Below are 24,025 nucleotides of genomic sequence, written 5' to 3' on the forward strand. Positions count from 1 at the left end.
CCCGTGGCCCGAACCCTCCGGAGAGGCGTCTCGAGCGAGGCGCGCATTATACAGCGAAGCCTCCGTCTGGCAAGCTCTTTTTCCGTTTTGATTTTGCGAAAACTTCAGCAAAATCAACAGCTTGGAAGAGCCTCCCAAGCCACCCTGCGGTGACCGTGGGCGCGCATACTACAGCGCTGACCCAGCTTTGCAAGCACTTTCTGGAAGTTTCTGAAGTTTCTTTCGAAGCCACAAAACCGCGGTTTCCAACCCCAGACTCCCTGCCTGCCGGCGACCAAAAACTCATCGAGCCTGGCGCCTTTCTCGCTGCCCGTCCGTGACAGCGGCGCGCACTATACGCAGCCAGCCAACGCAGGGCAAGCGTTTCCGAAAATATTTTAACTTGAGGCCGCCCGGCTCCCACGACGGTTAACCGACAATCAGCGACCAACAGAGGAAATACATCCAAAAAGGGGCGCCTGACGCCCCGCCCGTGTAACCGGGACTTAATCAAATATAGGCAAACTGAGGGTGCCGTGCCACGCGATGTGTGGCTTATTGCGCCTCGGTCTTGCCCTTGCCGAAGCGACCAAGCAGCCACGCCGCCGGGCCAGAACAGGTATAGAGCACAGCGATTGTGAACAGCACCCGCGGGGGATCCACCGTAACCAGGGCAAATACCAGGATGACCAGCAGCATCATCACGAATGGTACCCGCCCCTTCATGTCGAGGCCCTTGAAGCTGCTATAGCGGAAGTTCGACACCATCAGCAATCCGGCCAGCATGGTGACCAGCGCCGCCGCCACAGCCGTCGGCGTACCAACCTCCATATCGTGACCGACCCACACCATACTGGCGACGATCGCCGCCGCAGTCGGGCTCGCGAGGCCAACGAAAATACCCTTGTCGACGGTATCGACCTGGGTATTGAAACGCGCAAGGCGCAGGGCGCCGCAGGCCGCATAAATGAAGGCGGCGGCCCAGCCGAACTTGCCCAGGTGCTCACCGAGCCCCCAGTTGAATACGACCAGCGCTGGCGCCAGCCCGAATGAAACCATGTCGGACAGGGAATCGTACTGCACACCGAAAGCACTCTGGGTATTGGTCAGGCGTGCAACCCGGCCATCCAGCCCATCGAGGACCATCGCCACGAAAATGGCGATTGCTGCCCACTCAAATTTGCCGTTCATACTCGCGACAATTGCATAGAAGCCGCTGAACAGTGCGCCGGTGGTGATCATATTGGGCAGGAGGTAAATACCCCGGGCGCGCACTTTCTGCCCGTTTTCAGAAATCTCTTCGACGTGCTCGTCGACTGGCAGCTGAATCCCCTCTTTCGCGGATTCACTACCGCCGGATTTTGTTTCTTTTTCGCTCATAGCGCACTCCAATCGTGTCGAGCGGAATCATACTTGATACGGCATTTAAAAAAAAAGCGGCATTTTCATGCCGCTTTTCCTTTATAGACTGTCAGGCAGCTTCTAGCTGTTGCCTTCGGTCTTGTCGATGATCTTGTTGGCCTTGATCCAGGGCATCATTCCGCGCAGCTTGGCACCGACCTGCTCGATCGGGTGCTCAGCGCTGATGCGACGCTCCGCCTTGAGGCGTGGCTGACCAGCCTGTGCTTCGAGGATAAAGTCCTTGGCGAACTTGCCGCGCTGGATATCGTCCAGTACGCGGCGCATTTCTGCCTTGGTCTCATCGGTAATGATGCGCGGACCGGTAACGTAGTCGCCGTATTCAGCGGTGTTGGAAATGGAGTAGCGCATATCGGCGATACCGCCCTGGTACATCAGGTCGACAATCAGCTTGAGCTCGTGCAGACACTCGAAGTACGCCATTTCCGGCGCGTAACCCGCTTCCACCAGGGTCTCGAAACCGGCCTGTACCAGTGCTGCGGCACCGCCACAGAGTACCGCCTGCTCACCGAACAGGTCCGTCTCGGTTTCTTCACGGAAGTTGGTCTCGATAATACCGGAACGCCCGCCGCCGTTGGCGGAAGCCCAGGACAGTGCCAGTTCCTTGGCCTTGCCAGTCGCATCCTGGTACACCGCGATCAGGGTCGGCACGCCGCCGCCTTCGAGATAGGTGGAGCGCACGGTGTGGCCCGGACCCTTCGGCGCGATCATGATCACGTCAACGTCTTTCGGCGGCACGATCATTTCGAAGTGGATATTGAAGCCGTGTGCGAACGCCAGCGCGACGCCAGGGCGCAGGTTGGGTGCAACTTCCTGCTTGTAGATTTCAGCCTGGTACTCGTCCGGGGCCAGGATCATGATGATATCGGCATCCTTGACCGCATCGGCTACTTCCGCCACCTCAAAACCTGCAGCTGCAGCCTTGTCGCGGGAGGAAGAGCCCTTGCGCAGGCCAATCACAATATTGGCTACACCGGAGTCCTTCAGGTTGTTGGCGTGGGCGTGGCCCTGCGAGCCATAACCAACAATCGCAATGCGCTTACCCTGAACCAGGGACATGTCACAATCTTTATCGTAATAAACCTGCATGTTTCTTACCTTCTCTCAATTCGCAATTTATTCTTCAGGGCTTTCTGCAGCCCATTAAAGACTCAGAATTTTTTCGCCGCGGGCGATACCGGAAACTCCGCTACGCACCACTTCCATAATCAGGCTTTCGCCAATGGTGTCCACGAAGGCATCCAGCTTGTCGCTGGTGCCGACGATCTGCACCGTATAGACGCTGCTGGTTACATCCACGATCTGGCCGCGGAAAATATCCACACAACGCTTGATCTCGTCACGCGCCACACCAGTGGCACGCACCTTGATCAGCATCAGCTCGCGCTCAATGTGCGCACCTTCGGTCAGGTCCACCAGCTTGACCACGTCAATCAGCTTGTTCAGGTTCTTGGTGATCTGCTCGATGGTCCGGTCATCCCCAACTGTGGTCATGGTCAGGCGCGACAGGGTCGAATCTTCTGTCGGTGCCACCGTCAGGGTTTCGATGTTGTAGCCGCGCTGGGAAAAAAGACCCACCACCCGCGACAAGGCCCCGGGTTCGTTTTCCATCAGGACCGAAACAATTCTCCGCATGATCAGGTCCTCTCCGTCTTGCTCAGCCACATATCGCGCATGGAGCCGTTGGGCATCACCTGCATCGGATATACGTGCTCACCGGGGTCAACATAGACGTCGATAAACACCGTGCGGTCCTTAATCGCAAAGGCTTCGCGCATCTTCTGCTGCAGGTCTTCGCGTTTGTCGATACGGATACCGACATGACCGTAGGCTTCCGCCAGCTTGATAAAGTCCGGCAGGGACTCCTCATAGACACTGTTGGACAGGCGTCCTTCGTACTGCATTTCCTGCCACTGCTTGACCATGCCGAGGGCCTGGTTGTTCACACAGACAATCTTCACCGGCAGGTGATACTGGGTTGCCGTGGACAGTTCCTGAATACACATCTGGATACTGCCTTCACCGGTCACACAGACCACTTCGGAATCCGGGTGCGCGATCTTCACCCCCAGCGCCGCTGGCAGGCCGAAGCCCATGGTGCCGAGGCCACCGGAATTGATCCACCGGCGCGGCTTGTCGAACAGGTAATACTGTGCGGCAAACATCTGGTGCTGGCCCACATCGGAAGTCACGAAGGCATCGCCATCCGTCGCAGCAAAAATTGCCTTGATGACTTCCTGCGGCATGATCATGTCGCCATCGGTGCGGTAACGCGGGGCGGTGTAGATGCCATGGCGCTCGCGCCAGCTGTCGATCTGTGCCCACCAGTCAACGATTGCGGACTTGTCCGGTGACTGCTTGCCGGACAGGATCTGCTCCAGCATCTCCGCCAGTACATTCTTGACGCTGCCAACAATCGGTACATCCGCTGTGACCGTCTTCGAGATCGACGCCGGATCGATATCGACATGGATAATCTTTGCATTGGGGCAGAACTTGGACGGGGTGTTGGTAACCCGGTCGTCAAAGCGCGCGCCCACCGCGAGGATCACATCGGCATGATGCATGGCCGTGTTTGCCTCGAAGGTCCCGTGCATGCCGAGCATGCCCAGGAATTGGCGGTCTGTACCCGGATAGGCACCGAGCCCCATCAGGGTATTGGTCACCGGGAAATTCAAGCGGCGCGCCAGCTCGGTGAGCAAGTCTGCTCCATCCCCCTGAATAACACCTCCACCGGCGTAGATCACCGGGCGCTTTGCCTGCATCAGCAGGCCCACTGCCTTGCGAATCTGGCCGGAGTGGCCCTTGCCTGCGGGCGTGTAAGAACGAATCTTGACCTGCTCGGGGTATTCGTAGGGAAAGCGCTCGGCCGGATTGGTGACATCCTTGGGGATATCCACAACCACGGGACCCGGACGACCGGTCGAGGCAATATAGAAAGCCTTCTTGATCACCCCGGGAATATCCTCGGCGCGCTTGACCAGAAAGCTGTGCTTCACGATCGGACGCGAGCAGCCGACCATGTCGGTTTCCTGGAAGGCATCGTCGCCGATCTTGTCGGTCGGTACCTGACCGGAGATCACCACCATCGGGATGGAGTCCATGTAGGCGGTAGCAATACCGGTAATGGCATTGGTGGCACCCGGGCCAGAGGTGACCAGTACGACCCCGACCTTGCCGGTAGAACGGGAATAGCCATCTGCCGCGTGGGTCGCGCCCTGTTCATGGCGCACCAGCACATGCTTGATGCCCTTGTGACGGAAGATTGCGTCGTAAATATGCAGCGCCGACCCTCCGGGATACCCGAAGATCAGCTCCACCCCTTCATCTTGCAGCGAGCGAACCAACATCTCGCCGCCGGACAATAACTCCACCTGAACCCCCTGTTCATAGCTCGCAGATGAGCGAAAATTCCATTAACCGCTAAAAACGCAAAAGCTTTGCGCGCCTAGGGAAAAAGGCAAACCGCGATCCTAATGAAAATAAAAATGACAATATTAGTTCGCACCGGACGAGCAGCCGGGCTGCGTACCTTCTGCAGCGGCGTCTATACGGTTAAGCGCCCTCTTAGGTGCGCTTTCGCTAACTAATAGATGGGCCGATGAGAGCTTAACTCAATCAGGTAGACAGAATTCCGAGGGTAACGGAGGACTACTCGCCATCTAGCGATGGGACAATTCTGCAATTTTGATCGATGGTGTCAAGGATTCGGATGTTAATACTCGGTAATTTGCAAAAATTCCGGTAAATTTGCCCGAAATGGGTAAACTCGCAAAATCACGAATCAATGCGTAGGTCGTTATGAAAGCAACAATAAAATTCCTCGCGCCCGCACTGCTTGGCGCAGCCCTGGCAACAGGTGCCCTGCAGGCCGCTGCCCAGGCCGACGGTATATACAAGTGGGTCGATGAAGACGGCATGGTCCACTACGGGACCAACCCGCCGAAGGACTCCAAATCGGTGGAAACTGTGCGCAAGCCCAAGCATGAGCTGCTGCGTGAGCGGGAGGCAGCGCAGCGCGCTGCATTGGCGGCTGCAAATGTAGGCCAGCCACCGGCGGAGGATGCTGTGAGCACCGGCGCGGAGCAGGAGGCCCCCCAGACCTACACGCCAAACGCGGCAGAGCAGTCTGCGGAAGCACAGCGCTGCAATCAGGCGAAGGCCAACCTGGAAACCCTGCAGACCCGCAGCCGCGTCAAGATGCGCGATAAAGACGGCAATGTACGCATGCTGTCAGAGGAAGAACACCAGCAGAAGATTACTGAAGCACAGTACGTAATCCAGGAAAGCTGCAAGTAACAACACGCTCGCGCCGCCCTGCCGTAGCAAGGGCGGCGCACTCCATCAGCCCTACTTGCGGAATACCGCCTTTTCGCCGTCGCTGTCCGCGTGAATCGTATCGCCACTGACGAACTTGCCGGCCAGCACCTCCTGCGCGAGCGGGTTCTCCAGCCACTGCTGGATCGCACGCTTCAGCGGGCGCGCGCCGTAGACCGGATCGAAACCGACTTTTGCCAGCATATCCAACAGCGGCTCGCTGACCTCCAGCGTGAGCCCCTGCTCTGCGAGGCGGTTGGCCAGGATCTGCAGCTGTATCTCGGCGATGCCACGCACCTGCTCCTTGCCGAGAGGATGAAACACCACCACCTCGTCGATACGGTTGATCATCTCCGGGCGGAAATGGGTTCCGACCACGTCCATGACCGCGGCCTTCATCTGGCGATACTGGATCTCGTCATCGACCGCATCGCTGCCCACCTCACTGGCGAACTTCTGGATCAGGTCGGAACCGAGGTTGGAGGTCATCACCACCACCGTGTTGCGGAAATCCACAGTACGCCCCTGGCCATCGGTCAGGCGGCCGTCCTCCAGCACCTGCAACAGGATATTGAACACATCCGGGTGTGCTTTCTCCACCTCGTCCAGCAGTACAACCGAGTAGGGTTTGCGCCGCACAGCTTCTGTCAGGTACCCGCCCTCCTCATAGCCGACATAGCCGGGGGGCGCACCGATCAGGCGCGCAACGGAGTGCTTCTCCATGAACTCGGACATATCGATCCGCACCATGGCATCGCTGGTGTCGAACAGGAATTCCGCCAGCGCCTTGCACAGCTCGGTCTTGCCCACGCCGGTGGGACCGAGGAACAGGAAGGAACCATTGGGCCGGTTCGGGTCAGACAGGCCCGCACGCGCGCGGCGCACCGCATTGCTCACGGAAGTCACCGCCTCGTGCTGGCCAATCACCCGCTTGTGCAGCTCGTCTTCCATGCGCAGCAGCTTCTCGCGCTCACCTTCCAGCATCTTGGAGACCGGGATGCCGGTCCAGCGCGCCACTACCTCCGCCACCTCTTCCTCGGTGACGCGGTTACGCAATAGTTGCGTATCCGATTTCTCGGCGCTGTCTGCCGCCTGCAACTGGCCCTCTAGTTGCGGGATCAGGCCGTATTGCAGCTCCGACAGGCGCGCCAGGTCACCGGCGCGGTAGGCAGCCTCCATGTCGTAGCGCGCCTGTTCCAGCTTGTTCTTGATATCCTGGCTGCCGTGCAGCGCGGACTTCTCTGCCTTCCAGATTTCATCCAGGTCGGCGTATTCCTTTTCCAGCTCCGCAATCTGCTGCTCAAGTTTTTCAAGCTGCGCCCTGGCAGCCTCATCCTCATCTTTCTTGACCGCCTCGCGCTCGATTTTGAGCTGGATCAGCCGTCGCTCCAGCCGATCCATCGCTTCCGGCTTGGAGTCTATCTCCATACGGATACGACTCGCGGCCTCATCGATCAGGTCGATGGCCTTGTCCGGCAACTGGCGATCCGTAATGTAGCGCTGTGAAAGCTTGGTGGCAGCGATGATCGCCGCATCGGTGATATCCACACCGTGGTGCACCTCGTAGCGCTCCTTGAGGCCGCGCAGGATGGCAATGGTGTCCTCCTCGGTCGGCTCGTCCACCAGCACCTTCTGGAAACGGCGCTCGAGCGCCGCATCCTTCTCAATATACTGCCGGTATTCGTCCAGGGTGGTCGCGCCAACGCAGTGCAGCTCACCGCGCGCCAGCGCGGGCTTCAGCATATTGCCCGCATCCATCGCGCCCTCGGCCTTGCCCGCACCAACCATGGTGTGCAGCTCGTCAATAAACAGGATGACATTGCCTTCCTGCTTGGACAGTTCATTCAAAACCGCCTTGAGGCGCTCCTCGAATTCTCCGCGGAATTTTGCCCCGGCAAGCAGTGCACCGAGGTCCAACGACAACAGACGCTTGCCTTTCAGCCCTTCCGGTACCTCGCCGTTGACGATGCGCTGCGCAAGCCCTTCAACAATGGCGGTCTTGCCCACACCGGGCTCACCAATCAACACCGGATTATTCTTGGTGCGGCGCTGCAATACCTGCACGGTGCGGCGAATCTCTTCATCGCGACCGATCACCGGGTCAAGCTTGCCCGCCTCAGCGCGCGCGGTCAGGTCGAGGGTATATTTATCCAGTGCCTGGCGCGCATTTTCCGCATCCGGACTCTGCACCGATTCTCCGCCACGCACTTTCTGCACCGATTCCTGCAGCTGTTTTTCATTGCCAAAGCGCGCCAGTATTTTTGCAATCTCACCGTTGGCGCTATCGAATGCGGCCAGCAATACCGTCTCGCTGGCGATGTAGCTGTCGCCGATTTCCTGCGACTTTTTGTCTGCGAGATTCAACAGGCGCGCCAGCTCCTGCGACACGCTGACGTCGCCGGTCGGACTGGTAATGGTCGGTAACTGCTCGAGCCTTTTTGCCAGCGCGTTGCGCAGGCCCTGCAGGTCAAAACCGGCCTGCGACAGCAGCGGTGTCACGCTGCCGCCCTGCTGGTCCAGCAGCGCCTGTAAAAGGTGTTCAGGGAAGATCTGGCCATGATCGCGCCCGACGGCGATGGATTGCGCGTCGGACAGTGCCAGCTGTAGGGAATTCGTCAGTTTATCTGCTCGCATGGTCCTGCCCAAAAGTCATTCATATCAATGAATATTTGGGCAGCCTGCGCATTTTCAAGGTGGCGTACACGCCTCTGCAGCCACCTTGCAAGACCGGCGCTATTTCCTCGCCTTGCTGCAGTTCAGCGTTGAGATGGTTTTCGGCCCAAGCACCCCCTGGTCGATGGGCTGGTATTCAATGGTGATCGCACCAGCCACCAGGGTTATTACCTCTTCCTGCTCAGATTCACCCGCCGCCACATCCGCAGCGACCGCAGTGATTGATGCATTTTCTAGCAGGATGACTAGCGGCGAATAGGCAACCTGATTGGAGACAGCGCGATAGGTAATGGTCACGGAAGGCAATAGATCGCCATTTACCGCCGCGGCAATCAACAGTGGTGATGCCAGGTCTATGCCCTTTGCGGCAAAAATATTACCGCAGGACTTGCCGGCAAAATTCCCCGTGATGCCGCTGCTCTTGATAGTGTCTTCAAAACCCTGTTCTGTGGCTTCACCGGGGATATTGGGTATCTGGATAAATACGTCAGCGCGGGCACCCACGGCACTGACCAGAGTGCCGACCAAAAGGATAACGGGGGTCAGCGCACGCGATGCGTTTAAAAACATGGGATGTACTCCTGCGCAGAAAACTTCCGGGATGGTGAACCGTGTTTGCTCACTCCTCCAAGAGGCTAGCCGGCGGTGAACCACAGGTGCCGAATGCGCTGCCGATTTTGCGGAGCCTGCCGATCACCCCATCCAGATCAGGGTTGCCATGCGTCCGGTCTCACGATCGCGCCGATAGGAAAAATATTTTTCCTCTTCGGTGAACGTACAGGCCTCGCCACCGTAGATTTCCGTCACCCCCAGGTCCGCCAGTTCCGCGCGCGCGAGCGCGTAGATATCGGCGCGAAATTTCAGCGGCCGGGTCGGCGACGGCACAAACGCCTTGCCGATGGCCGCGTTGTGCGCCTCGCTGCGGGCAGACTCAAAAAAGGCCTCCAGTACATCCACCCCCACCTCAAAGGCTTCGGGCCCGATTGCCGGCCCGAACCACGCCATCAACTCGCTCGGCTTTGCGTCGAAACGCTCCACCGCTGTACGCAAAACGCCGTCGGCCAGGCCACGCCAGCCAGCATGTACCGCCGCAACCTCGGTACCCGCGCGATTGCACAGCAGCACCGGCAGGCAATCTGCAGTCATTACGGCGCAAACCACGTCACGCTGCGCGCTGTAACTGGCATCGGCGGTGCGCACCACGCCATCGGCCTGCGCATCTACCAGTCTGTCACTGTGTATCTGTTCCAGCCACTGTGGCTCGGCCGGTAACGCCAGCGCCTTGCGCAACTGCGCGCGGTTGCGCGCCACTGCCTCGTCATCATCACCGACATGTGCGCCCATATTATTGGAGCTATAGGCGCCGCCGCTGAACCCGCCGGCGCGCAGGGTTGTCAGGGCATGCACGCTGGCGGGTGCCGGCCAGTTGGGCTGCAAGGTGTTATCGGTCAAGGTCATTCTCCGGATACTGGCGCAGGTCGTCGTCGAGGGTATCCAGTAATACCCGGAAATCCGCTGGCAATGGCACCTGCCACTCCATCTCCTCACCGCTTTCCGGGTGTACCAGTCCCAGGCGTGCGGCATGCAGCGCCTGGCGCTCGAACCCCTGCAGGCAGGCAATGGTTTCCGGGCTAGCGCCCTTGGGCAGCTTGGGTCGGCCGCCGTACAGGGGATCGCCCACCAGCGGGTGGCCGATATGCGCCATATGCACGCGAATCTGGTGGGTGCGGCCAGTTTCCAGCTTGCACTGCACGTGACTGTGGGCGCGGTAGTTGCGGATCAGGCGGTAATGGGTAATTGCCGGCTTGCGGTCGGTACGCCCCTCGATTTCAGGCAGCACTGCCATTTTGAGGCGGTTCTGGCGGTGTCGGCCCATGAAATTGTCTATGGTCCCACCGCCAGTGAGGCAGCCATTGACCACAGCCTCGTATACGCGACTGACTGTTCGCGCCTTGAGCTGTGCCACCAGGCTGACCTGTGCCGCCAGCGTGCGCGCCACCACCATCAGGCCACTGGTGTCCTTGTCGAGCCGGTGCACGATACCGGCGCGCGGCACCGCAGCCACTTCCGGCGCATGGTGCAGCAGGCCATTCAGCAGGGTACCGTCCGGATTGCCTGCCGCCGGGTGCACCACCAGCCCCGCGGGCTTGTTCAACACCATGATATGGGCGTCCTCGAACACCAGGTCCAGCCCGATTTCCTGCGGCTGCCACTCCCCCTGGGCTTCCAGCTCTGCCTCGAGAGACAGCTCCTCGCCGCCAAACAGCTTGTCGCGCGGACGTGCGCTGGCGCCATCGACCAGTAGACGCCCCTCCTTTATCCACTGCTGCAGGCGCGCCCTTGAATAATCTGTGAACAGGCTGGCGGCTACCTGGTCCAGGCGTTGGCCGCTACAGGCGTCAGGCACCCTGGCCTGGCATCGGATGGTTTCTGTCATGCGTTACTGGCGCCCGGTAAATGAACTACTTTGGGGACTAGGGTGTCTGTGTTTAAATAGCTGGCCTTGCGGCAGGAGCGTCCGGCCGGGAAGGCCCGATATCAGCCGGCCACAAAGGCCGGGGAATTGCGGGGCCACCGGTGTCAGGCCACTGCGCATAGTTTAAGAAGCACCAACGAATAAAGATAGAGCGAGGGGCCATGCGAGCCTGGAAATTACTGTTATTGGGTACCGCGGCAGTGTTGCTGGGTGCCTGCGCAAGCACGGACGAGCAGGACGATACCGGCCTGCCGAGCGGCAGTCGCACGGAAACCGCCTTCTATGAAGCTGCCCAGAAGCAGCTCCGTTCCAGCCAGTGGGACCTGGCCATCAAGAACCTGCGCGCCCTGGAAGACAACTTCCCGTTTGGCACCTACGCCGAGCAGGCGCAGCTGGAGCTGATTTACGCCTACTACCGTAACTACGAAAACGACGCCGCCATCACCGCCGCGGACCGTTTTATCCGCCTGCACCCGCAGCACCGCAACGTCGACTACGCGTTTTACATGAAGGGCCTGGCGTCATTCACCGAGGGCACCGGCCTGTTCGAGCGCTTCCTGCCCACGGACCTGACCAAGCGCGACCCCGGTTCCGCACGCGAATCCTTCGCACATTTCTCGCAGCTGCTGTCCCGCTATCCGGAGAGCCCCTACGCCAACGACGCCCAGCAGCGCATGGTGCACCTGCGCAACCTGCTGGCGCGCTATGAAATCCATGTCGCCAACTACTACTTCAAGCGCGGCGCCTACGTCGCCTCGGCCAACCGTGGCCGTTTTGTGGTGGAGAACTTCCAGCAGACCCCGTCTGTACCGGATGCCCTGGCGGTAATGATTCAGGCCTACCACCTGCTGGAAATGCCGGAGCTGGAGCAGAACACCAAGCGTGTTTTGCTAGAGAACTACCCCAACCACCCGGCCATCGAGAACGGCGACTTCAACTACGCCTACTACGAGGGCACTGCCGGTCGCAGCTGGCTGCACCGCGCGACCCTTGGCCTGTTCAAGAAAGCCGAGCCCACCGGCTTTGACAGCCGCGAGCAGTACAACGCTGCGTACCGCGACCGCGACGCGCCGATGCCGCCGCGCTGATCCGGCTCCAGATAATAAAAAACCCCGGCATGCCGGGGTTTTTTATTGGGCGGGCAAATTAGCAATCCTGGCGACTGAAAACGCCAGAGCGAGTAAATTAGTTTTCAGACGCCGGCTTTCCAACCGTTAGTGATGGGATAGCGCCGATCGCGACCAAAGCCGCGCTCGGTAATACGCACACCCACCGCCGCCTGACGGCGCTTGTACTCATTCAGGTCAATCAGGCGCACCACGCGCTGCACATCCTCTGCCTCGAAACCTTCCGCAATGATGGCATTGGCGCTCATATCGCGCTCTACGTACAGGTACAGGATCCGGTCGAGGATGTCGTATGGTGGCAGGCTGTCTTCATCCTTCTGGTCCGGCGCCAGCTCGGCTGACGGGGGCCGGGTGATGACGTTCTCCGGAATCACCTCGGAAATGCTGTTGCGGTAGCGCGACAGCTCAAACACCATGGTCTTTGGCACATCCTTGAGGGCATTGAAACCGCCCACCATATCCCCGTAGAGCGTGGCGTAACCTACTGCCATTTCACTCTTGTTGCCGGTGGTGAGCACCATAAAGCCCTTCTTGTTGGAGATCGCCATCAGGACCACGCCACGACAACGCGCCTGCAGGTTTTCCTCGGTGGTGTCGCGCGCGGTACCGGCAAACTCGCCGGACAGGGCGCTCATAAATGCATCGAACATGGGCTCGATGCTGATGACCTGGTAATTGACTCCCAGCCGGTTGGCCTCGTCCTCAGCATCGTTCTTGCTCATGTCTGAGGTGTAGCGGAACGGCATCATTACCGCCTCTACCCGCTCCGGCCCCAGCGCATCCACCGCGATGGCCAGGGTCAGGGCCGAGTCGATACCACCGGACAGGCCCAGTACCACGCCCTTGAAGCCGTTCTTGTTGACGTAATCACGCACGCCGAGCACCAGCGCGTTGTAAACCTCTTCCAGACGCTCGAGATCCGGCGCCCGGTCACCCGCCAGCAGCCGCACCTGCTGTTCCTGCAGCTCCACGGCGACGGGCACCATCTGCTCCTCATAGCGTTGCGCCTGCACCTGTACCTCCCCCTCGGCATCTACCGCGAAGGAACCACCATCGAATACCAGCTCGTCCTGGCCGCCGACACTGTTAACGTAAACAATGGGCAGCTGGTTGGCTGCCGCGTGCTGGGCCACGGTCTCGCGCCGGCTCTCCATCTTGCCGAGGTGTACCGGTGATGCATTGAGGTTCAGCATCAGCTGGGCACCGGCCTCGACCGCCTGCACCACAGGATCCGGGTGCCAGATATCCTCGCACACGGTGATCGCCGCTCGGATACCCGCAATCTCCACCAGGCAGGGACTGTTGCCGGCCACAAAATAGCGCTGTTCGTCGAAGACCTGATAGTTCGGCAATTTCTGCTTGGCATATTCGGCGACGATGCGCCCGTCCTGCAGCAGCCCCGCCATGTTGAACAGGCGCCCGCCCATGCGGCGCGGATAACCCAGCAACACCGCACAGGGCAGCTCCGCTGCCACCAGCGAAGCGAGCGCAGCATCAATACGGTCGCAAAGGCTGGGGCGCAGCAGCAGGTCTTCCGGCGGATAACCAGTCAGGGTCAATTCCGGGAAGATCACCAGGTCTGCGCCATGCTGAGCGCTCGCCGCGCGCGTCGCCTCGATGACACGCTGCGTATTGCCGGGGATATCCCCCACCAGCGTGTTGATTTGTGCCATAACAATCTGCACAGTAGCCATTGCGAAATCCATGATTGGGTTACTGATTCGGGTCGACCGAACCCGGTTGAACAAATACCGATCAAAGCCGGCATCGGAATACGGGCGCTATTGTCGGGGAACATGCCGATACTGCCAAGGGATCCAGCGGCAATACCAATAACCACCAATACGCCATGACCCCATGCGCGAGCCAGCTATGAGCCAGAGCCAAGCCGTCAACCTGTCCTACCAGCAAAGCGACCTGCTGCGCATCTACGCGATATACCGCGTCGGCATCGCGGCAGTACTGCTGGCCATCTTCATCGCCGGCACCGGCCGGGGCGTAGTCGGCACCAATGCGCCTGAACTCTACTTCTACACTGCGCTCAGCTACCTGATCGCCAATATCGGCCTGCAGGCGCTGGTCGCACGCCTCAATTACAGCGTATCCGGCCGCCCTGTGTCAGCTATGCTGGCGCTGGACGTGTGCGCGTTCCTGCTGTTTATCCACGCCAGCGGGCTGAGCTCCGGGCTGGGTTACCTGCTCATCATCACCGTCGCCATGGGCACCACCCTGCTGGACAAGCGCATGGGCGCATTTTACGCGGCAGTGGCCAGCCTCGCGGTGATCGTACTGCAAGTCTATGCATTCAACCGCGGCGATGCCCAGACCAGTGAGATCGTCTCCGCCGGCGGCCTCGGCATATTGCTGTTCTGCACCGTACTGGGCCTACAGTACCTCGCCATCCGCATGCGCACCGCCACCTGGCGTGCCGAGCAGCAGGCCCGCCAGGCGGATCACCTGCAGCGCCTGGCCCAGCAGATCATCGAGCGTATGGACACTGGAGTGCTGGTGGTGGATGGCCAGGGCGAGGTGGAGCTGGTGAACCGCTCGGCCCTGCAGCTGCTTGGGGACGACATGCAGCCCGGCGGCCGTTTTCACGCCCGGATCCAGGACAAGGTGCGCGAATGGCGCACCAACCGGACCGAGGCCGAAATCAGCCTCGACGCGGGCGACCGCGGCCAGCTAAAGCTGGAGTTCGCCGATATGGAAGGCGCGACGGCCAATACGCTGGTATTTATCGAGGACAACCGCAAACTGCATCAGCGCGCGCAGCAACTGAAACTCGGCTCCCTCGGCCACCTCACCGGCTCCATCGCCCACGAAATCCGCAACCCGCTCGGGGCCATCAGCCATGCGGCGCAGCTGCTGTCCGAGGAGCAGGGCCTGAACCGCGACTGCCTGCGCCTGACCGAGATCATCAGCCAACAGAGCCACCGGGTAAACCAGATTATCGAGAACGTAATGCTGCTGTCGCGACGCCGCGCCCGTTCCGCACAGCGTCTCGATACGCGCACCTGGCTGGAGCAGTTCGTGGCCGATTTCCGGGCCGGAGCAGATGAAGACTGCCGCATTACCACATATATCCCGGACGAACCGGTCATCGCCCGATTCGACCCGCACCAGCTATCGCAAGTACTCACTAACCTGTGCCAAAATGCACTGCGCCACTCGGCTTCCGACACCGGTGTCGCGGCGGTGGAGATCAATGTGCGCAACCACCCGCAGCTCGGCCATGCGGTAATCGATGTTATCGACTTCGGCGCCGGCGTACCGCAAGAGCACCGGGACAAGATTTTCGAGCCGTTTTTCACCACCGGACAGAGCAGCTCCGGCCTGGGGCTCTATATTGCGCGCGAACTGTGTGAGTCCAACCAGGCAAGCCTGGTCTATGGCAAGAACAGGCAGGGCCATAGCTGCTTCCGGATAGAACTGGCGCACCCGGCAAAGGTATTCTGACCGGGACAGTTTGCGATTTGATAAAACAATAGATAAATAAACAGCACTGGGACAAAAAAAAACAACGCATGGCCAACGAAGCCCTTGCCCTTATCGTCGATGACGAACCCGATATCTGCGAGCTGCTGTCGATGACACTGCTGCGCATGGGGGTTCGCAGCCAGACCGCGCATACGCTGCAGCGTGCGCGCGACCTGCTGCGCGAGCAGAGCTTTGATTTCTGCCTCACCGACATGCGCCTTCCAGACGGCGATGGCCTGTCACTGGTGCACCTGATCCAGGAGCGCTACCGGCCAATGCCCGTTGCCGTCATTACCGCCCACGGCAATATGGACACCGCCACCAAGGCGATGAAGTTCGGTGCTTTTGATTTTGTCTCCAAGCCTGTGGATCTGCAGCAATTGCGCAGCCTGGTGCAGACGGCGCTGAAACTGGCACACCTGCCCAGCGACGAGGACAGCGGTCAGCGCCTGCTGCAGGGTGATTCCTCCGCGATGGGGCAATTGCGCCAGCGCATCAGCAAGGTGGCGCGCAGCAATGCGCCGATCTACATCAGCGGCGAGTCCGGATCCGGCAAGGAACTGACCGCGCGCTCGATACACGCCGCCAGCCCGCGCGCGAGTGGCCCGTTTATCGCCGTCAACTGCGGTGCCATCCCTTCAGAGCTGATGGAAAGCGAATTCTTTGGCCACCGCCGGGGCAGTTTTACCGGCGCCCACCAGGACAAAGCCGGCCTGTTCCAGATGGCTTCCGGCGGCACCCTGTTCCTGGATGAAGTGGCGGACCTGCCGCTGGACATGCAGGTCAAACTGCTGCGTGCCATCCAGGAAAAATCCGTGCGCCCCGTCGGCGCGGGCCAGGAGACCGCAGTGGATGTGCGCATCCTTAGCGCCACCCACAAGGATCTGGCTGCAGAGGTGTCCCACGGTCATTTCCGCAGCGACCTCTACTACCGCATCAACGTCATCGAGTTACCGGTACCGGCGCTGCGTGAGCGTCGCGGTGACATTCCACAACTGTGCAACAGCATCGTGTCACGCCTGGCGCGTGATGCCGGCGTGCCCACTCCGGCGCTGACACCGCTGGCGCTGGCAGCGCTGGACGAATTCCCGTTCCCCGGCAATGTACGGCAGCTGGAAAATATCCTCGAGCGCGCTTTCACCCTGAGCGGCGGCAGTGAGATCGATGCAGAGGACCTGAACCTCGTGCACGATATCGACAGGCACAGCGCATCACCCGCGCAGAAAACGGCACCCGCCGTTCTCGCCGCCCCCACCGCAGCACTGCAAAGTGCACTGAGCGCGTATTACGATCCCGCCGCGCAATCCCTGGATGAATACCTCGAGGACATCGAGCGCGATGTGCTTGAAAAAACCCTGGTGCAAACGCGCTGGAACCGTACCGCTGCGGCCGAAAAACTCGGCATCAGCTTCCGCTCGCTGCGTTACCGCCTGAAAAAACTCGGGCTGGACGACTGATAAACAACTCTCTAGAATCGCGCGCCCGGCAGGAGGCCGGGAAATAAAATCGGCAAATGCCGGTATTACGACAAGGATCGTCGCGTGAACATTTACCGGGGTTATACCCTTATCGAAATGATGCTGGTGATTGCCTGCCTGGCAATTATTGCATCCGTCGCCATTCCCTCTTTCAGTGAACTGCTCGAAGCCAGGCGCAACCGCCTGTCCGGTTATGCCCTGTTCGACCTGATCGCAACGGCAAGGGGGCTTTCACTCAGCCAGCAAAAAAACCTGGTGATCTGCCCGGCGCACAACAATCGCTGCGGTAGCAACTGGGCAGGTGGCGCACTGCTGTTTGAAGACAGTAACCGCAACGGCGCACTGGATGATGGAGAAAGTCTGTTGCGGCAGATTGATGCGTTCCGATCCGGCACAAAATTGAGCTGGGCATCTTTTGGCAATCGTCCGTATCTGCGCTATCGCCCTGACGGTGTTACCCCTTCACAGAGTGGCAGCTTTCACTACTGCCCACCATCCGGGAAAAACACCGATGGCTGGATCATCATTCTCAATGCCACCGGGCGCGCCTATTTTGGTCGTGACAACAACGGTAACGGTATTGTCGAGAACGGCAGTGGCGTGGACCTTGATTGCAATGAAAAGTGAACGGGCAAAAAAATACCCTCTCGCGAGGGTATTTTAAGGCTGCATTTTTCAGGCGGTCAGCACTTGCGGCTCCAGCAGAGGTCGCCGGGGTTATCCATGGTGCCGTCATCGCCGCGGTCCCAGCGGCGCAGGCCGCTGGAGGTCAGTTCCATATCGCCATCTTCCGCCTGGCCGTTCACCGCGGTGGCCTTCAGCACGTAGCTGGAGTCCGACGCGCTGTCGATGGTCAGGTTATAGAAAGTGCTGCTGCCATCGATCGGTGCCTTCGCGGAGAAGATCGCCGGCGCGCCGGTATCCGCGCCACCAGTGCCCGCACCGGTATAGGAGCCGGTCTCAGTAAAATGGCGCTCCATGGCCTGGGCCAGCCCCATCAGGGCTGCCTGACCGTCCGCACGGTTGGAGGAGCGCACCTGATCCTGGTAGGACGGTAACGCGATTGCGGCAATGATCGCCACAACCGCCACCACGATCATCAATTCAATCAGGGTAAAACCCGCACTGCGTTTCATTGTCATTTCACTCTACTCCTTAATAGGCTGGCGCCAGCTCTTCCCAGGACAGGCGCCCTTCGCGGTCTTCCTTGCCCACATCAATATCATCGCACTTCACCTCACCGTTACTGCCCGGCGTGCAGCGCAGGTCACCAATAAAGCCGGATTCACCCGGCTGGCCGCCAGCGTCATCGCCGTCCGGATCGCCGACATAGTCGTACAGGATACCGGCGTATCCCGCGTCGACTGCATTGATCTCACCGTCGTTGTTGGTATCAAACACGGCATCCTGGCCGGCCTTGCCGGTGCGGAAGTCGATACTCATCAGCCAGCCGGTACCGCTCGAGGCGCAGGGCTGCGGGTTCGGGATCACGGTACTGAAGAACAGCGTGTTGCGGCGCAGTGAAGGCGCGGTGATCACACGCTCACCGGCAAAGTCGCCACTACCCGCGTTCAGCCCGATTTTCCAGCCGGCTTGCGTGGCCCAATCCACATCGTCGCCGGTGATCTTGCGCAGGCCCCCGGACTCTGAAATGGTGCGCGTCTGTAGGTTCGTTGGGGTCGCGGTAGTGCCCCCGTCCACCGTGCCATTATCCCAAACGGCGTAGAAATTGCGTCCGGTATCATCAGACAGGTCGCCGGTGTTCAGGTACTGACCGGTACCGAACATCACCAGTACATTGGGCGCAGAGCCTCCAGCGACTTCAGTATTACGTGCCACCAGCGGCGCCGCAGTGATGGGCTCGCCCGCGTCCCTGAACAGCGGCTCACCGCCGGCCACGTCCCAGCCACTTGCGCTATTGCCGCTCATATCGAAGGCCCACATATTGCCGAGCAGGTCACCGGCATAGATGCGGTCTACCAGGAAATCACCGTCAGAGTCGATCAGCGCGGGCGAGGACAGGCCATTCTTGCGACCACTTCCATCGGGTCCTTCGCCGGTGGAAATAAACTTCCAGTCGCCCGCATCCCAGCTTCCATCCGCGCCCTCTTCGATAAACACCACGAACAGGCCGGCCACACCATTTTCACTGTTGTAACCATTGCCGAAGATGGCCGCCCACTGGCCGTCTGCCATCTTGGCAACCTGTGCCCGCGCATAGCTGTAGCCCAGGTTGGCACGATCGGTATCGTCGCCGCCATCAAACTCCCACAGCACCAGGTCATCGGCATCGGTTTCGGTAATCGAGGCGCCGTCGGTGATATCCAGCGCGAAGTAGCCGGCACCGCCACCCCTCAAGCCACCGATCAGTACAGTGCGCCAGTCTTGTTGGCTCCCACCATCGGGGTCAATGTAAACATCGGAGACCGAAGGCGTCAGGTCTACGTAGTACTCGTGGTCATACTCGGTTGAGGTATAGATGTGTGCGCCATCGTAACGCTGGCTGTTAAACACCTTGCCCGGCATATAGGCAAATTCTTCCTCACCGGTGTTGGCGTTGAACGCGTGCAGCAGGCCATCGTTGGCGCCCACATATACCATCGGCGTGCGGCTGTCCTGGTCGATCTTGTACTGCTCGTAGGAGTTGTTGCCACCTCCAAAGCTCGTTGGCCAGCCCATTTCCGGCTTGCCGACATAGACCGGGGTAGAGTGCACGATATCTCCCAGCAGTTTGGTGGAGCCGCTGACACTGCTGGATGACGGGAACAGGCCGCGGGGGCGGAACCCATCCAGTGCGTCCTTGCTGGTATCTCCGCGCAGGTAGGCAATGCGGTCATCCCACTGGTCCACGTCGTCTGTCGCACCTGTAGACGCATTTACATAGAGGTCCTGCTCCTGAATCGAACTGCCGGCATCAGTCAGGGCACTGACGGTGAAAGGCACTCCGTCGCCATCCTTGAAGGTAATGATTTCACGGCTGCTGGAGGTTTCGTTGGCCAGCTGCTCACCCGCCTCCCACAGGGTCGTGGTGATGGTGCGGCTAGTCGGGTCAATGCGGCGTGCAAACAGCTCGCCACTCCAGTCCGCGGTATCGAACTTGGCCGAGTAAATGACAGAGCCGGTATCGAGGGAGGTGGAGTTAAAGGCAACCGACGCCTGGGTACCCACCGAGTTGGTAATGGCCGCAATCGCCTCATTGAATGCCTTGTTCAGGTTTGCCGCATTGGAGGCGTAAATAAATTCACCGCCACCGGCCGCGCCAGCGTCTTTCATCAACTGGTTGTTGGCCAGTGCAGCATCCGCGAAACCTACCAGGTAAGTGGTGATGTTGTTCTTGACCGGCTCGTTGTCGTCGTCCTTCAGGTCCGGGCGAAGGTCGATGTCATAGAGCGCATTAACCACATCATCGAGGCTTTCATTATTATCACTTTCATCAACATCGCTGTCGTTATCGTAGTCGTCGAGCAGGTTGCTGATATCACCATCACTGGTCGGGATACCGTCCGTCAGGCCCACAATAAATGAGCGCTGGCAGTAATACTGAATGGCCTCACTGCCTGCTACGGGCTCATCGGTCGCATCCGCGTAGGCTGGCTTCTTATTAAATATATTCTCGCCGTTGGCATTCTGCGGCGCAGTATCCGGGTACATGGTGAGCTGCTGCGGGTGCTTACCCTCGATATAGTAGCGCCCTAGCGACTCGAAGGATTCGGCCAGTGGCGTGGACCCACCTGCGGGAATACCATCAATCGTGGTCTGCAGGTTGGTGCGCGCAGTATTGATGCTTTCGAGACCTTCCAGCACCTGAGAGCCATCACCGGAATTAAACTGGGCTACACCAACGCGAATGTTATTAAGCCCATCGATCAGTGTCGATGCGGCAGCCTTGGCGACGGTGGTGCGACGCTCAGTGCCCGGCTTCTGGGTTGCGCCCTGACCGAAGTTATCCGCCAGAAAGCCTGCGCTGTCGGAAAAATACCAGTTCAGGAAGTGCCCGGAATATTGCGCATTGCCCGCACCGTCCTGCCAGATTTTCCAGTCACCATTGGTACGGCCTGCATAGAGAACGGCGTTGTAGGTTTCGTCCTTGTCAAAACAGGACTGGCCGGCACTGGGAATAGCGCTCCAGGTATACTCATTCGCCTCATCATCACTGCGCCAGAACCTGACCTGGCCACCGTTGGTTGCAGTGTTGCCGATTCTGATACGGATGGTTCCGCTATTCGCAATCGGGCTTGCGCAGGAATCCCAGGTGGTGTCCGTTGCCACATAATTATCCGGCTCCAGAATCTGGTTCATGGAGCCGGAGGAATCCAGCAGGATCATCAGGTTGGGCTCGGCCTTGCCTGTTGCCTGCAGAGGTACTTCAGAAAGCGTGAGAGGAGCGGCTGACACGCACACCGCTGACATATAAGAAAAGCCCGCCAGTCCGTGCAGGAGCGACTTCAGCTGAAATTTTTTCTTCATTATTTTCCCCACTCTCGCGCTAGAAGCGCCGTCCATATCGGGTAATCAAAATTCGCTGTGTGGCATCGTTGATGCCATAGCCCATGGCGACAATACGAAACACCTTTATCTCACCACCACCGGTAGACTGGCCGTAGCCCATGATCGCAATGTCGTTGGCCGGGTCTTCCTTGTCCGCAATACCGGCAAGTTCGATAAAGAAACGCCCCTTGAGATTGCTGCCATCCGGGCCGAGCATCGGCACCTCTGCTTCCAGGGAGCGCGTGCCGGACCAGACATTGGATCCATACAGGTCTTCCTCACCATCACCGAGGGCATAGAGGTGCCCGGTGGAATTGAAATCACCGGTAGTGGCAATGGAATCCACATAGCGTTCCGCTTCGACGGTCAGGGCTTCCGCCACTTCCAGCGCGACCTTGGCGTCGCGGGAGGCGTAGGTCATTTTCTCTTCCAGCAGCACCGTGCGCGCACTGGAAATACCGATCATGGTCAATACGAGCAGGATTATCAGGCTGACCACCAACACGGCGCCGCGCTGGCTATGCAAATTCTGCATCAGATTTCCCCCCGGTTACGAACCTTGACTGCGGAGGTGTACACCTTGCGCAACTTGCCATCGGTATAGGTTGTGCTGGCACCATCCAGGTTGGTGATTGCCTGATCGGCAGCACTGACCCGATTGTCGCTGCTGGGCACCAGCTGGAACTTGAGCGCCAGTACCTGCTCCATCAGCGCCTTGTCATTCACCGCCGGCCCCCAGATATCCACCACATCGTCACCGTTACCATCACGGCCATAGAGCAACTGGAAATCATCGATATTGGGCACCAGCTCGCGTGCCGTGCCGCCGTTCTCACTCATGTACAGCGACGGAGTACCCACAGGGCTGTTGGCGATGAAGAATTTGTGGTTGTAGGGCACCAGCACCTTGGCGTCAGCGCCATACTCGCGCTGCAGGGTCTTGGTGGCATTCTGTACCCAGTCGGTATCATCCACGCCAGTATTGTGCACGATCGTTTTTTTGCCGGAGTCACCACCACCGCCGTTCTGCACATTGGTGACGGTAAACAGCTCGCCACTCTGGCAGTTGGTGATCAGCACAATCTGGCCCGGTACCACGTTGCAGCTTGGGGTTACGTGCAGCGCAGCCGCAGTGACGCTCGGCACCATGCGCCCGGTACCGCGACAGGCATCGGTGGCACCACTCAGCTCCAGTACATCGGTGCCGTCGATCACGTTCATGCCGCCAATCGTCAGGCCACTGACATTGTCTTGACCGAGCACCCCGTCCGCACCGAAGTTGCCGTGTACCTCGGAGTCGTAATCTGAGTCGGCAGGGTCCAGATGGTTGCGAATACTGCTCTTGTCCGGGGCACAGCCCCAGTAATCCGCCATACGCGCTTCGCGCGAGAGGAAGTCACTGGCAAAACGGCCGCTTTCCTGCAGGCGCGCGTAGGCGTTCTGCATGCGAGAAGAAGCGCTGTTGCCATCAAATACCTGCAGTACGCCGAGCAGCAGCAGCGAGCTGAGCAGCAGGCCCACCATCAGCTCGATAATAGAAAGGCCGCGCTGACTATTCAGTTTCTTCATATTTACAACTCCACCTGCATGGTAAATGCGGAATCATCGGTAGCTTCCGCACTGCGGCCCTGGGTATTCTGCTCTTTCCAGCCGACGCTGATAGTGGCAATAGCCCCGTCAACATCGACCGTACCCACGGCATCCGGCAGGTTCACATCGATCAGCTGGCCCCACTCGTACAGGTCCATATTGGCCAGCTCGGAGGCCGAACAGGTAGCGGTACAGCTCACAACAGACTCGGTACCATTCACACTCTTGTCGCTGTAGCCACCGAGTTCCACACCGTCCGGGTTCGCACGCATGCGCTCCACCAGGTCCTGGGCGGCAGACGCTGCCATAAAACGATGATGCGCATTGTTGCCATTCTTGAGGCTCAGCATCTGGGTAGCACCCAGACCAAGCAGGCCGATGGCCATCACCAGCACGGTAATCAGCACTTCAATCAGGGTGGCGCCGCGCTGCTGCTTAAAAGATTGAGTCATCACACGCTCTCCCCGCAGGTCACACCGGTCTCCGTGCGCACCACGCCAGATGCAAGCAGGCTGATGGTGCGGCCGTAATCTCCGGAGCGGTCATCACAAATGTTCACGGTCAGGGTGTCCGCCAGGTTGGTCATGCCATTGGGGGCAACGGCAAAATCTACCGCACCGGCAGCGGCCCCGACCTTCGCAACGATCGTCATGCTGCTGTCGGCGATACGCATGATGCGCAACTCTTCACCGGCCTGGTAGCTTCCGCTGGAATCGCCATCCATCCACAGCAGCAGCCCCTTGCTGGAGTCGTTGTCGACGCTGTTGACCTGGACCACTCGCGCGCGTCGCACCGCCTCTGCGCGAGCGAATTGCAATGCCCCCACAACCTCATTGGTGGTAGCGGTAATGCGGTTGTTCTTGATCATGGTGGTGAAGGAGGGGACCGCGATGGCTGCGATCACACCCAGTACACCAATGGTCAGCATCAGCTCGATCAGGGTGAAGCCCCGCTGTTGCTGCCCGGGTGGCCGTCGGTACATTTTTTAACCTTATTCTTGT

General features: G+C 59.5%; 21 protein-coding genes. 6 read left to right on the forward strand and 15 right to left on the reverse strand.

Translation table 11 applies throughout. The features are described from left to right. A partial coding sequence (locus QSJ80_RS14395; protein WP_285765171.1) for a hypothetical protein occupies positions 1–320 on the forward strand: 320 nt, incomplete at its 5' end. 214 nt (positions 321–534) lie between these two features. Here QSJ80_RS14395 and pssA read toward each other — a convergent pair. The 4 genes from pssA to QSJ80_RS14415 form a co-directional block, all read right to left on the reverse strand. Further along, the gene (gene pssA / locus QSJ80_RS14400; RefSeq protein ID WP_285765172.1) at positions 535–1,359 is read right to left on the reverse strand and encodes a CDP-diacylglycerol--serine O-phosphatidyltransferase; all 825 of its coding nucleotides are present in this window, start codon (positions 1,357–1,359) and stop codon (positions 535–537) included. 102 nt (positions 1,360–1,461) lie between these two features. Continuing rightward, positions 1,462–2,487 (reverse strand): ketol-acid reductoisomerase, encoded by a 1,026-nt coding sequence (gene ilvC, locus QSJ80_RS14405; RefSeq protein ID WP_285765173.1) that lies wholly within the window; start codon positions 2,485–2,487, stop codon positions 1,462–1,464. A gap of 54 nt (positions 2,488–2,541) precedes the next feature. After that, the gene (gene ilvN / locus QSJ80_RS14410) at positions 2,542–3,033 is read right to left on the reverse strand and encodes an acetolactate synthase small subunit (protein ID WP_285765174.1); all 492 of its coding nucleotides are present in this window, start codon (positions 3,031–3,033) and stop codon (positions 2,542–2,544) included. Positions 3,034–3,035: 2 nt separating this feature from the next. Then, on the reverse strand, positions 3,036–4,772 hold the full coding sequence (locus QSJ80_RS14415; protein WP_285765175.1) for an acetolactate synthase 3 large subunit: 1,737 nt from the start codon (positions 4,770–4,772) through the stop codon (positions 3,036–3,038). A 427-nt stretch (positions 4,773–5,199) separates the two neighbouring features. On the opposite strand from QSJ80_RS14415, the gene QSJ80_RS14420 reads away from it, so the two are divergent. Then, entirely contained in the window at positions 5,200–5,697 is a 498-nt protein-coding gene (locus tag QSJ80_RS14420; RefSeq protein WP_285765176.1) for a DUF4124 domain-containing protein, read from the forward strand. Between the two features lie 51 nt (positions 5,698–5,748). Here QSJ80_RS14420 and clpB read toward each other — a convergent pair whose 3' ends face one another. From clpB to rluD, 4 genes are all read right to left on the reverse strand, one after another. Continuing rightward, positions 5,749–8,349: an ATP-dependent chaperone ClpB gene (gene clpB, locus QSJ80_RS14425; protein ID WP_285765177.1), complete on the reverse strand. Its 2,601-nt coding sequence runs from the start codon at positions 8,347–8,349 to the stop codon at positions 5,749–5,751. Between the two features lie 99 nt (positions 8,350–8,448). Continuing rightward, complete coding sequence (locus QSJ80_RS14430) at positions 8,449–8,958, reverse strand: type VI secretion system tube protein Hcp (RefSeq protein WP_285765178.1); 510 nt, start codon at positions 8,956–8,958, stop codon at positions 8,449–8,451. Between the two features lie 123 nt (positions 8,959–9,081). Then, the gene (gene pgeF, locus QSJ80_RS14435; RefSeq protein ID WP_285765179.1) at positions 9,082–9,840 is read right to left on the reverse strand and encodes a peptidoglycan editing factor PgeF; all 759 of its coding nucleotides are present in this window, start codon (positions 9,838–9,840) and stop codon (positions 9,082–9,084) included. Then, on the reverse strand, positions 9,830–10,825 hold the full coding sequence (gene rluD, locus QSJ80_RS14440; RefSeq protein ID WP_285765180.1) for a 23S rRNA pseudouridine(1911/1915/1917) synthase RluD: 996 nt from the start codon (positions 10,823–10,825) through the stop codon (positions 9,830–9,832). The genes pgeF and rluD overlap by 11 nt, the downstream gene beginning before the upstream one ends. A 200-nt stretch (positions 10,826–11,025) precedes the next feature. Here rluD and QSJ80_RS14445 point away from each other — a divergent pair, with 200 nt between their 5' ends. After that, positions 11,026–11,952 (forward strand): outer membrane protein assembly factor BamD, encoded by a 927-nt coding sequence (locus QSJ80_RS14445; protein ID WP_285765181.1) that lies wholly within the window; start codon positions 11,026–11,028, stop codon positions 11,950–11,952. A gap of 104 nt (positions 11,953–12,056) precedes the next feature. On the opposite strand, the gene QSJ80_RS14450 is transcribed toward QSJ80_RS14445, so the two are convergent. After that, positions 12,057–13,685 carry an NAD+ synthase gene (locus QSJ80_RS14450; RefSeq protein ID WP_285765182.1) on the reverse strand — a complete coding sequence of 543 codons (1,629 nt, stop codon included), beginning with the start codon at positions 13,683–13,685 and terminating at the stop codon, positions 12,057–12,059. 178 nt (positions 13,686–13,863) lie between these two features. On the opposite strand from QSJ80_RS14450, the gene QSJ80_RS14455 reads away from it, so the two are divergent. The 3 genes from QSJ80_RS14455 (at position 13,864) to QSJ80_RS14465 (ending at position 17,573) form a co-directional block, all read left to right on the forward strand. Further along, positions 13,864–15,447: a sensor histidine kinase gene (locus QSJ80_RS14455; RefSeq protein ID WP_285765183.1), complete on the forward strand. Its 1,584-nt coding sequence runs from the start codon at positions 13,864–13,866 to the stop codon at positions 15,445–15,447. Between the two features lie 68 nt (positions 15,448–15,515). Then, entirely contained in the window at positions 15,516–16,925 is a 1,410-nt protein-coding gene (locus QSJ80_RS14460; protein ID WP_285765184.1) for a sigma-54-dependent transcriptional regulator, read from the forward strand. Positions 16,926–17,009: 84 nt separating this feature from the next. Next, positions 17,010–17,573 carry a GspH/FimT family pseudopilin gene (locus QSJ80_RS14465; protein ID WP_285765185.1) on the forward strand — a complete coding sequence of 188 codons (564 nt, stop codon included), beginning with the start codon at positions 17,010–17,012 and terminating at the stop codon, positions 17,571–17,573. 56 nt (positions 17,574–17,629) lie between these two features. Here QSJ80_RS14465 and QSJ80_RS14470 read toward each other — a convergent pair whose 3' ends face one another. From QSJ80_RS14470 to QSJ80_RS14495, 6 genes are read right to left on the reverse strand one after another with little or no spacing between them, the layout of a single operon-like run. Further along, entirely contained in the window at positions 17,630–18,088 is a 459-nt protein-coding gene (locus QSJ80_RS14470) for a type IV pilin protein (RefSeq protein ID WP_285765186.1), read from the reverse strand. 13 nt (positions 18,089–18,101) lie between these two features. Then, complete coding sequence (locus tag QSJ80_RS14475) at positions 18,102–21,413, reverse strand: pilus assembly protein (protein ID WP_285765187.1); 3,312 nt, start codon at positions 21,411–21,413, stop codon at positions 18,102–18,104. 19 nt (positions 21,414–21,432) lie between these two features. Beyond that, complete coding sequence (locus QSJ80_RS14480; protein ID WP_285765188.1) at positions 21,433–21,969, reverse strand: pilus assembly PilX family protein; 537 nt, start codon at positions 21,967–21,969, stop codon at positions 21,433–21,435. Further along, a complete protein-coding gene (locus QSJ80_RS14485) occupies positions 21,969–23,003 on the reverse strand; it encodes a PilW family protein (protein ID WP_285765189.1) in 1,035 nt (344 codons plus the stop codon). The genes QSJ80_RS14480 and QSJ80_RS14485 overlap by 1 nt, the downstream gene beginning before the upstream one ends. Positions 23,004–23,005: 2 nt before the next feature. Then, on the reverse strand, positions 23,006–23,476 hold the full coding sequence (gene pilV / locus QSJ80_RS14490; RefSeq protein WP_285765190.1) for a type IV pilus modification protein PilV: 471 nt from the start codon (positions 23,474–23,476) through the stop codon (positions 23,006–23,008). Continuing rightward, positions 23,476–24,006: a pilus assembly FimT family protein gene (locus QSJ80_RS14495; protein WP_285765191.1), complete on the reverse strand. Its 531-nt coding sequence runs from the start codon at positions 24,004–24,006 to the stop codon at positions 23,476–23,478. Before QSJ80_RS14495 ends, pilV begins: the two co-directional genes overlap by 1 nt. Between the last annotated feature and the right edge of the window lie 19 nt (positions 24,007–24,025).

It is taken from the genome of Biformimicrobium ophioploci, assembly GCF_030270605.1.
GTDB classification, from domain to species: domain Bacteria; phylum Pseudomonadota; class Gammaproteobacteria; order Pseudomonadales; family Cellvibrionaceae; genus Biformimicrobium; species Biformimicrobium ophioploci.

Bases quoted from the DNA above. Each gene is read 5' to 3' on its own strand.
- clpB (WP_285765177.1), bottom strand. From the start codon at position 8,349: ATGCGAGCAGATAAACTGACGAATTCCCTACAGCTGGCACTGTCCGAC.
- QSJ80_RS14485 (WP_285765189.1), bottom strand. From the start codon at position 23,003: ATGAAGAAACTGAATAGTCAGCGCGGCCTTTCTATTATCGAGCTGATG.
- ilvN (WP_285765174.1), bottom strand. From the start codon at position 3,033: ATGCGGAGAATTGTTTCGGTCCTGATGGAAAACGAACCCGGGGCCTTG.
- pilV (WP_285765190.1), bottom strand. From the start codon at position 23,476: ATGACTCAATCTTTTAAGCAGCAGCGCGGCGCCACCCTGATTGAAGTG.
- QSJ80_RS14450 (WP_285765182.1), bottom strand. From the start codon at position 13,685: ATGGCTACTGTGCAGATTGTTATGGCACAAATCAACACGCTGGTGGGG.
- QSJ80_RS14470 (WP_285765186.1), bottom strand. From the start codon at position 18,088: ATGACAATGAAACGCAGTGCGGGTTTTACCCTGATTGAATTGATGATC.
- QSJ80_RS14420 (WP_285765176.1), top strand. From the start codon at position 5,200: ATGAAAGCAACAATAAAATTCCTCGCGCCCGCACTGCTTGGCGCAGCC.
- QSJ80_RS14475 (WP_285765187.1), bottom strand. From the start codon at position 21,413: ATGAAGAAAAAATTTCAGCTGAAGTCGCTCCTGCACGGACTGGCGGGC.
- rluD (WP_285765180.1), bottom strand. From the start codon at position 10,825: ATGACAGAAACCATCCGATGCCAGGCCAGGGTGCCTGACGCCTGTAGC.
- pssA (WP_285765172.1), bottom strand. From the start codon at position 1,359: ATGAGCGAAAAAGAAACAAAATCCGGCGGTAGTGAATCCGCGAAAGAG.
- ilvC (WP_285765173.1), bottom strand. From the start codon at position 2,487: ATGCAGGTTTATTACGATAAAGATTGTGACATGTCCCTGGTTCAGGGT.
- QSJ80_RS14445 (WP_285765181.1), top strand. From the start codon at position 11,026: ATGCGAGCCTGGAAATTACTGTTATTGGGTACCGCGGCAGTGTTGCTG.
- QSJ80_RS14460 (WP_285765184.1), top strand. From the start codon at position 15,516: ATGGCCAACGAAGCCCTTGCCCTTATCGTCGATGACGAACCCGATATC.
- QSJ80_RS14455 (WP_285765183.1), top strand. From the start codon at position 13,864: ATGAGCCAGAGCCAAGCCGTCAACCTGTCCTACCAGCAAAGCGACCTG.
- QSJ80_RS14480 (WP_285765188.1), bottom strand. From the start codon at position 21,969: ATGCAGAATTTGCATAGCCAGCGCGGCGCCGTGTTGGTGGTCAGCCTG.
- QSJ80_RS14495 (WP_285765191.1), bottom strand. From the start codon at position 24,006: ATGTACCGACGGCCACCCGGGCAGCAACAGCGGGGCTTCACCCTGATC.
- QSJ80_RS14430 (WP_285765178.1), bottom strand. From the start codon at position 8,958: ATGTTTTTAAACGCATCGCGTGCGCTGACCCCCGTTATCCTTTTGGTC.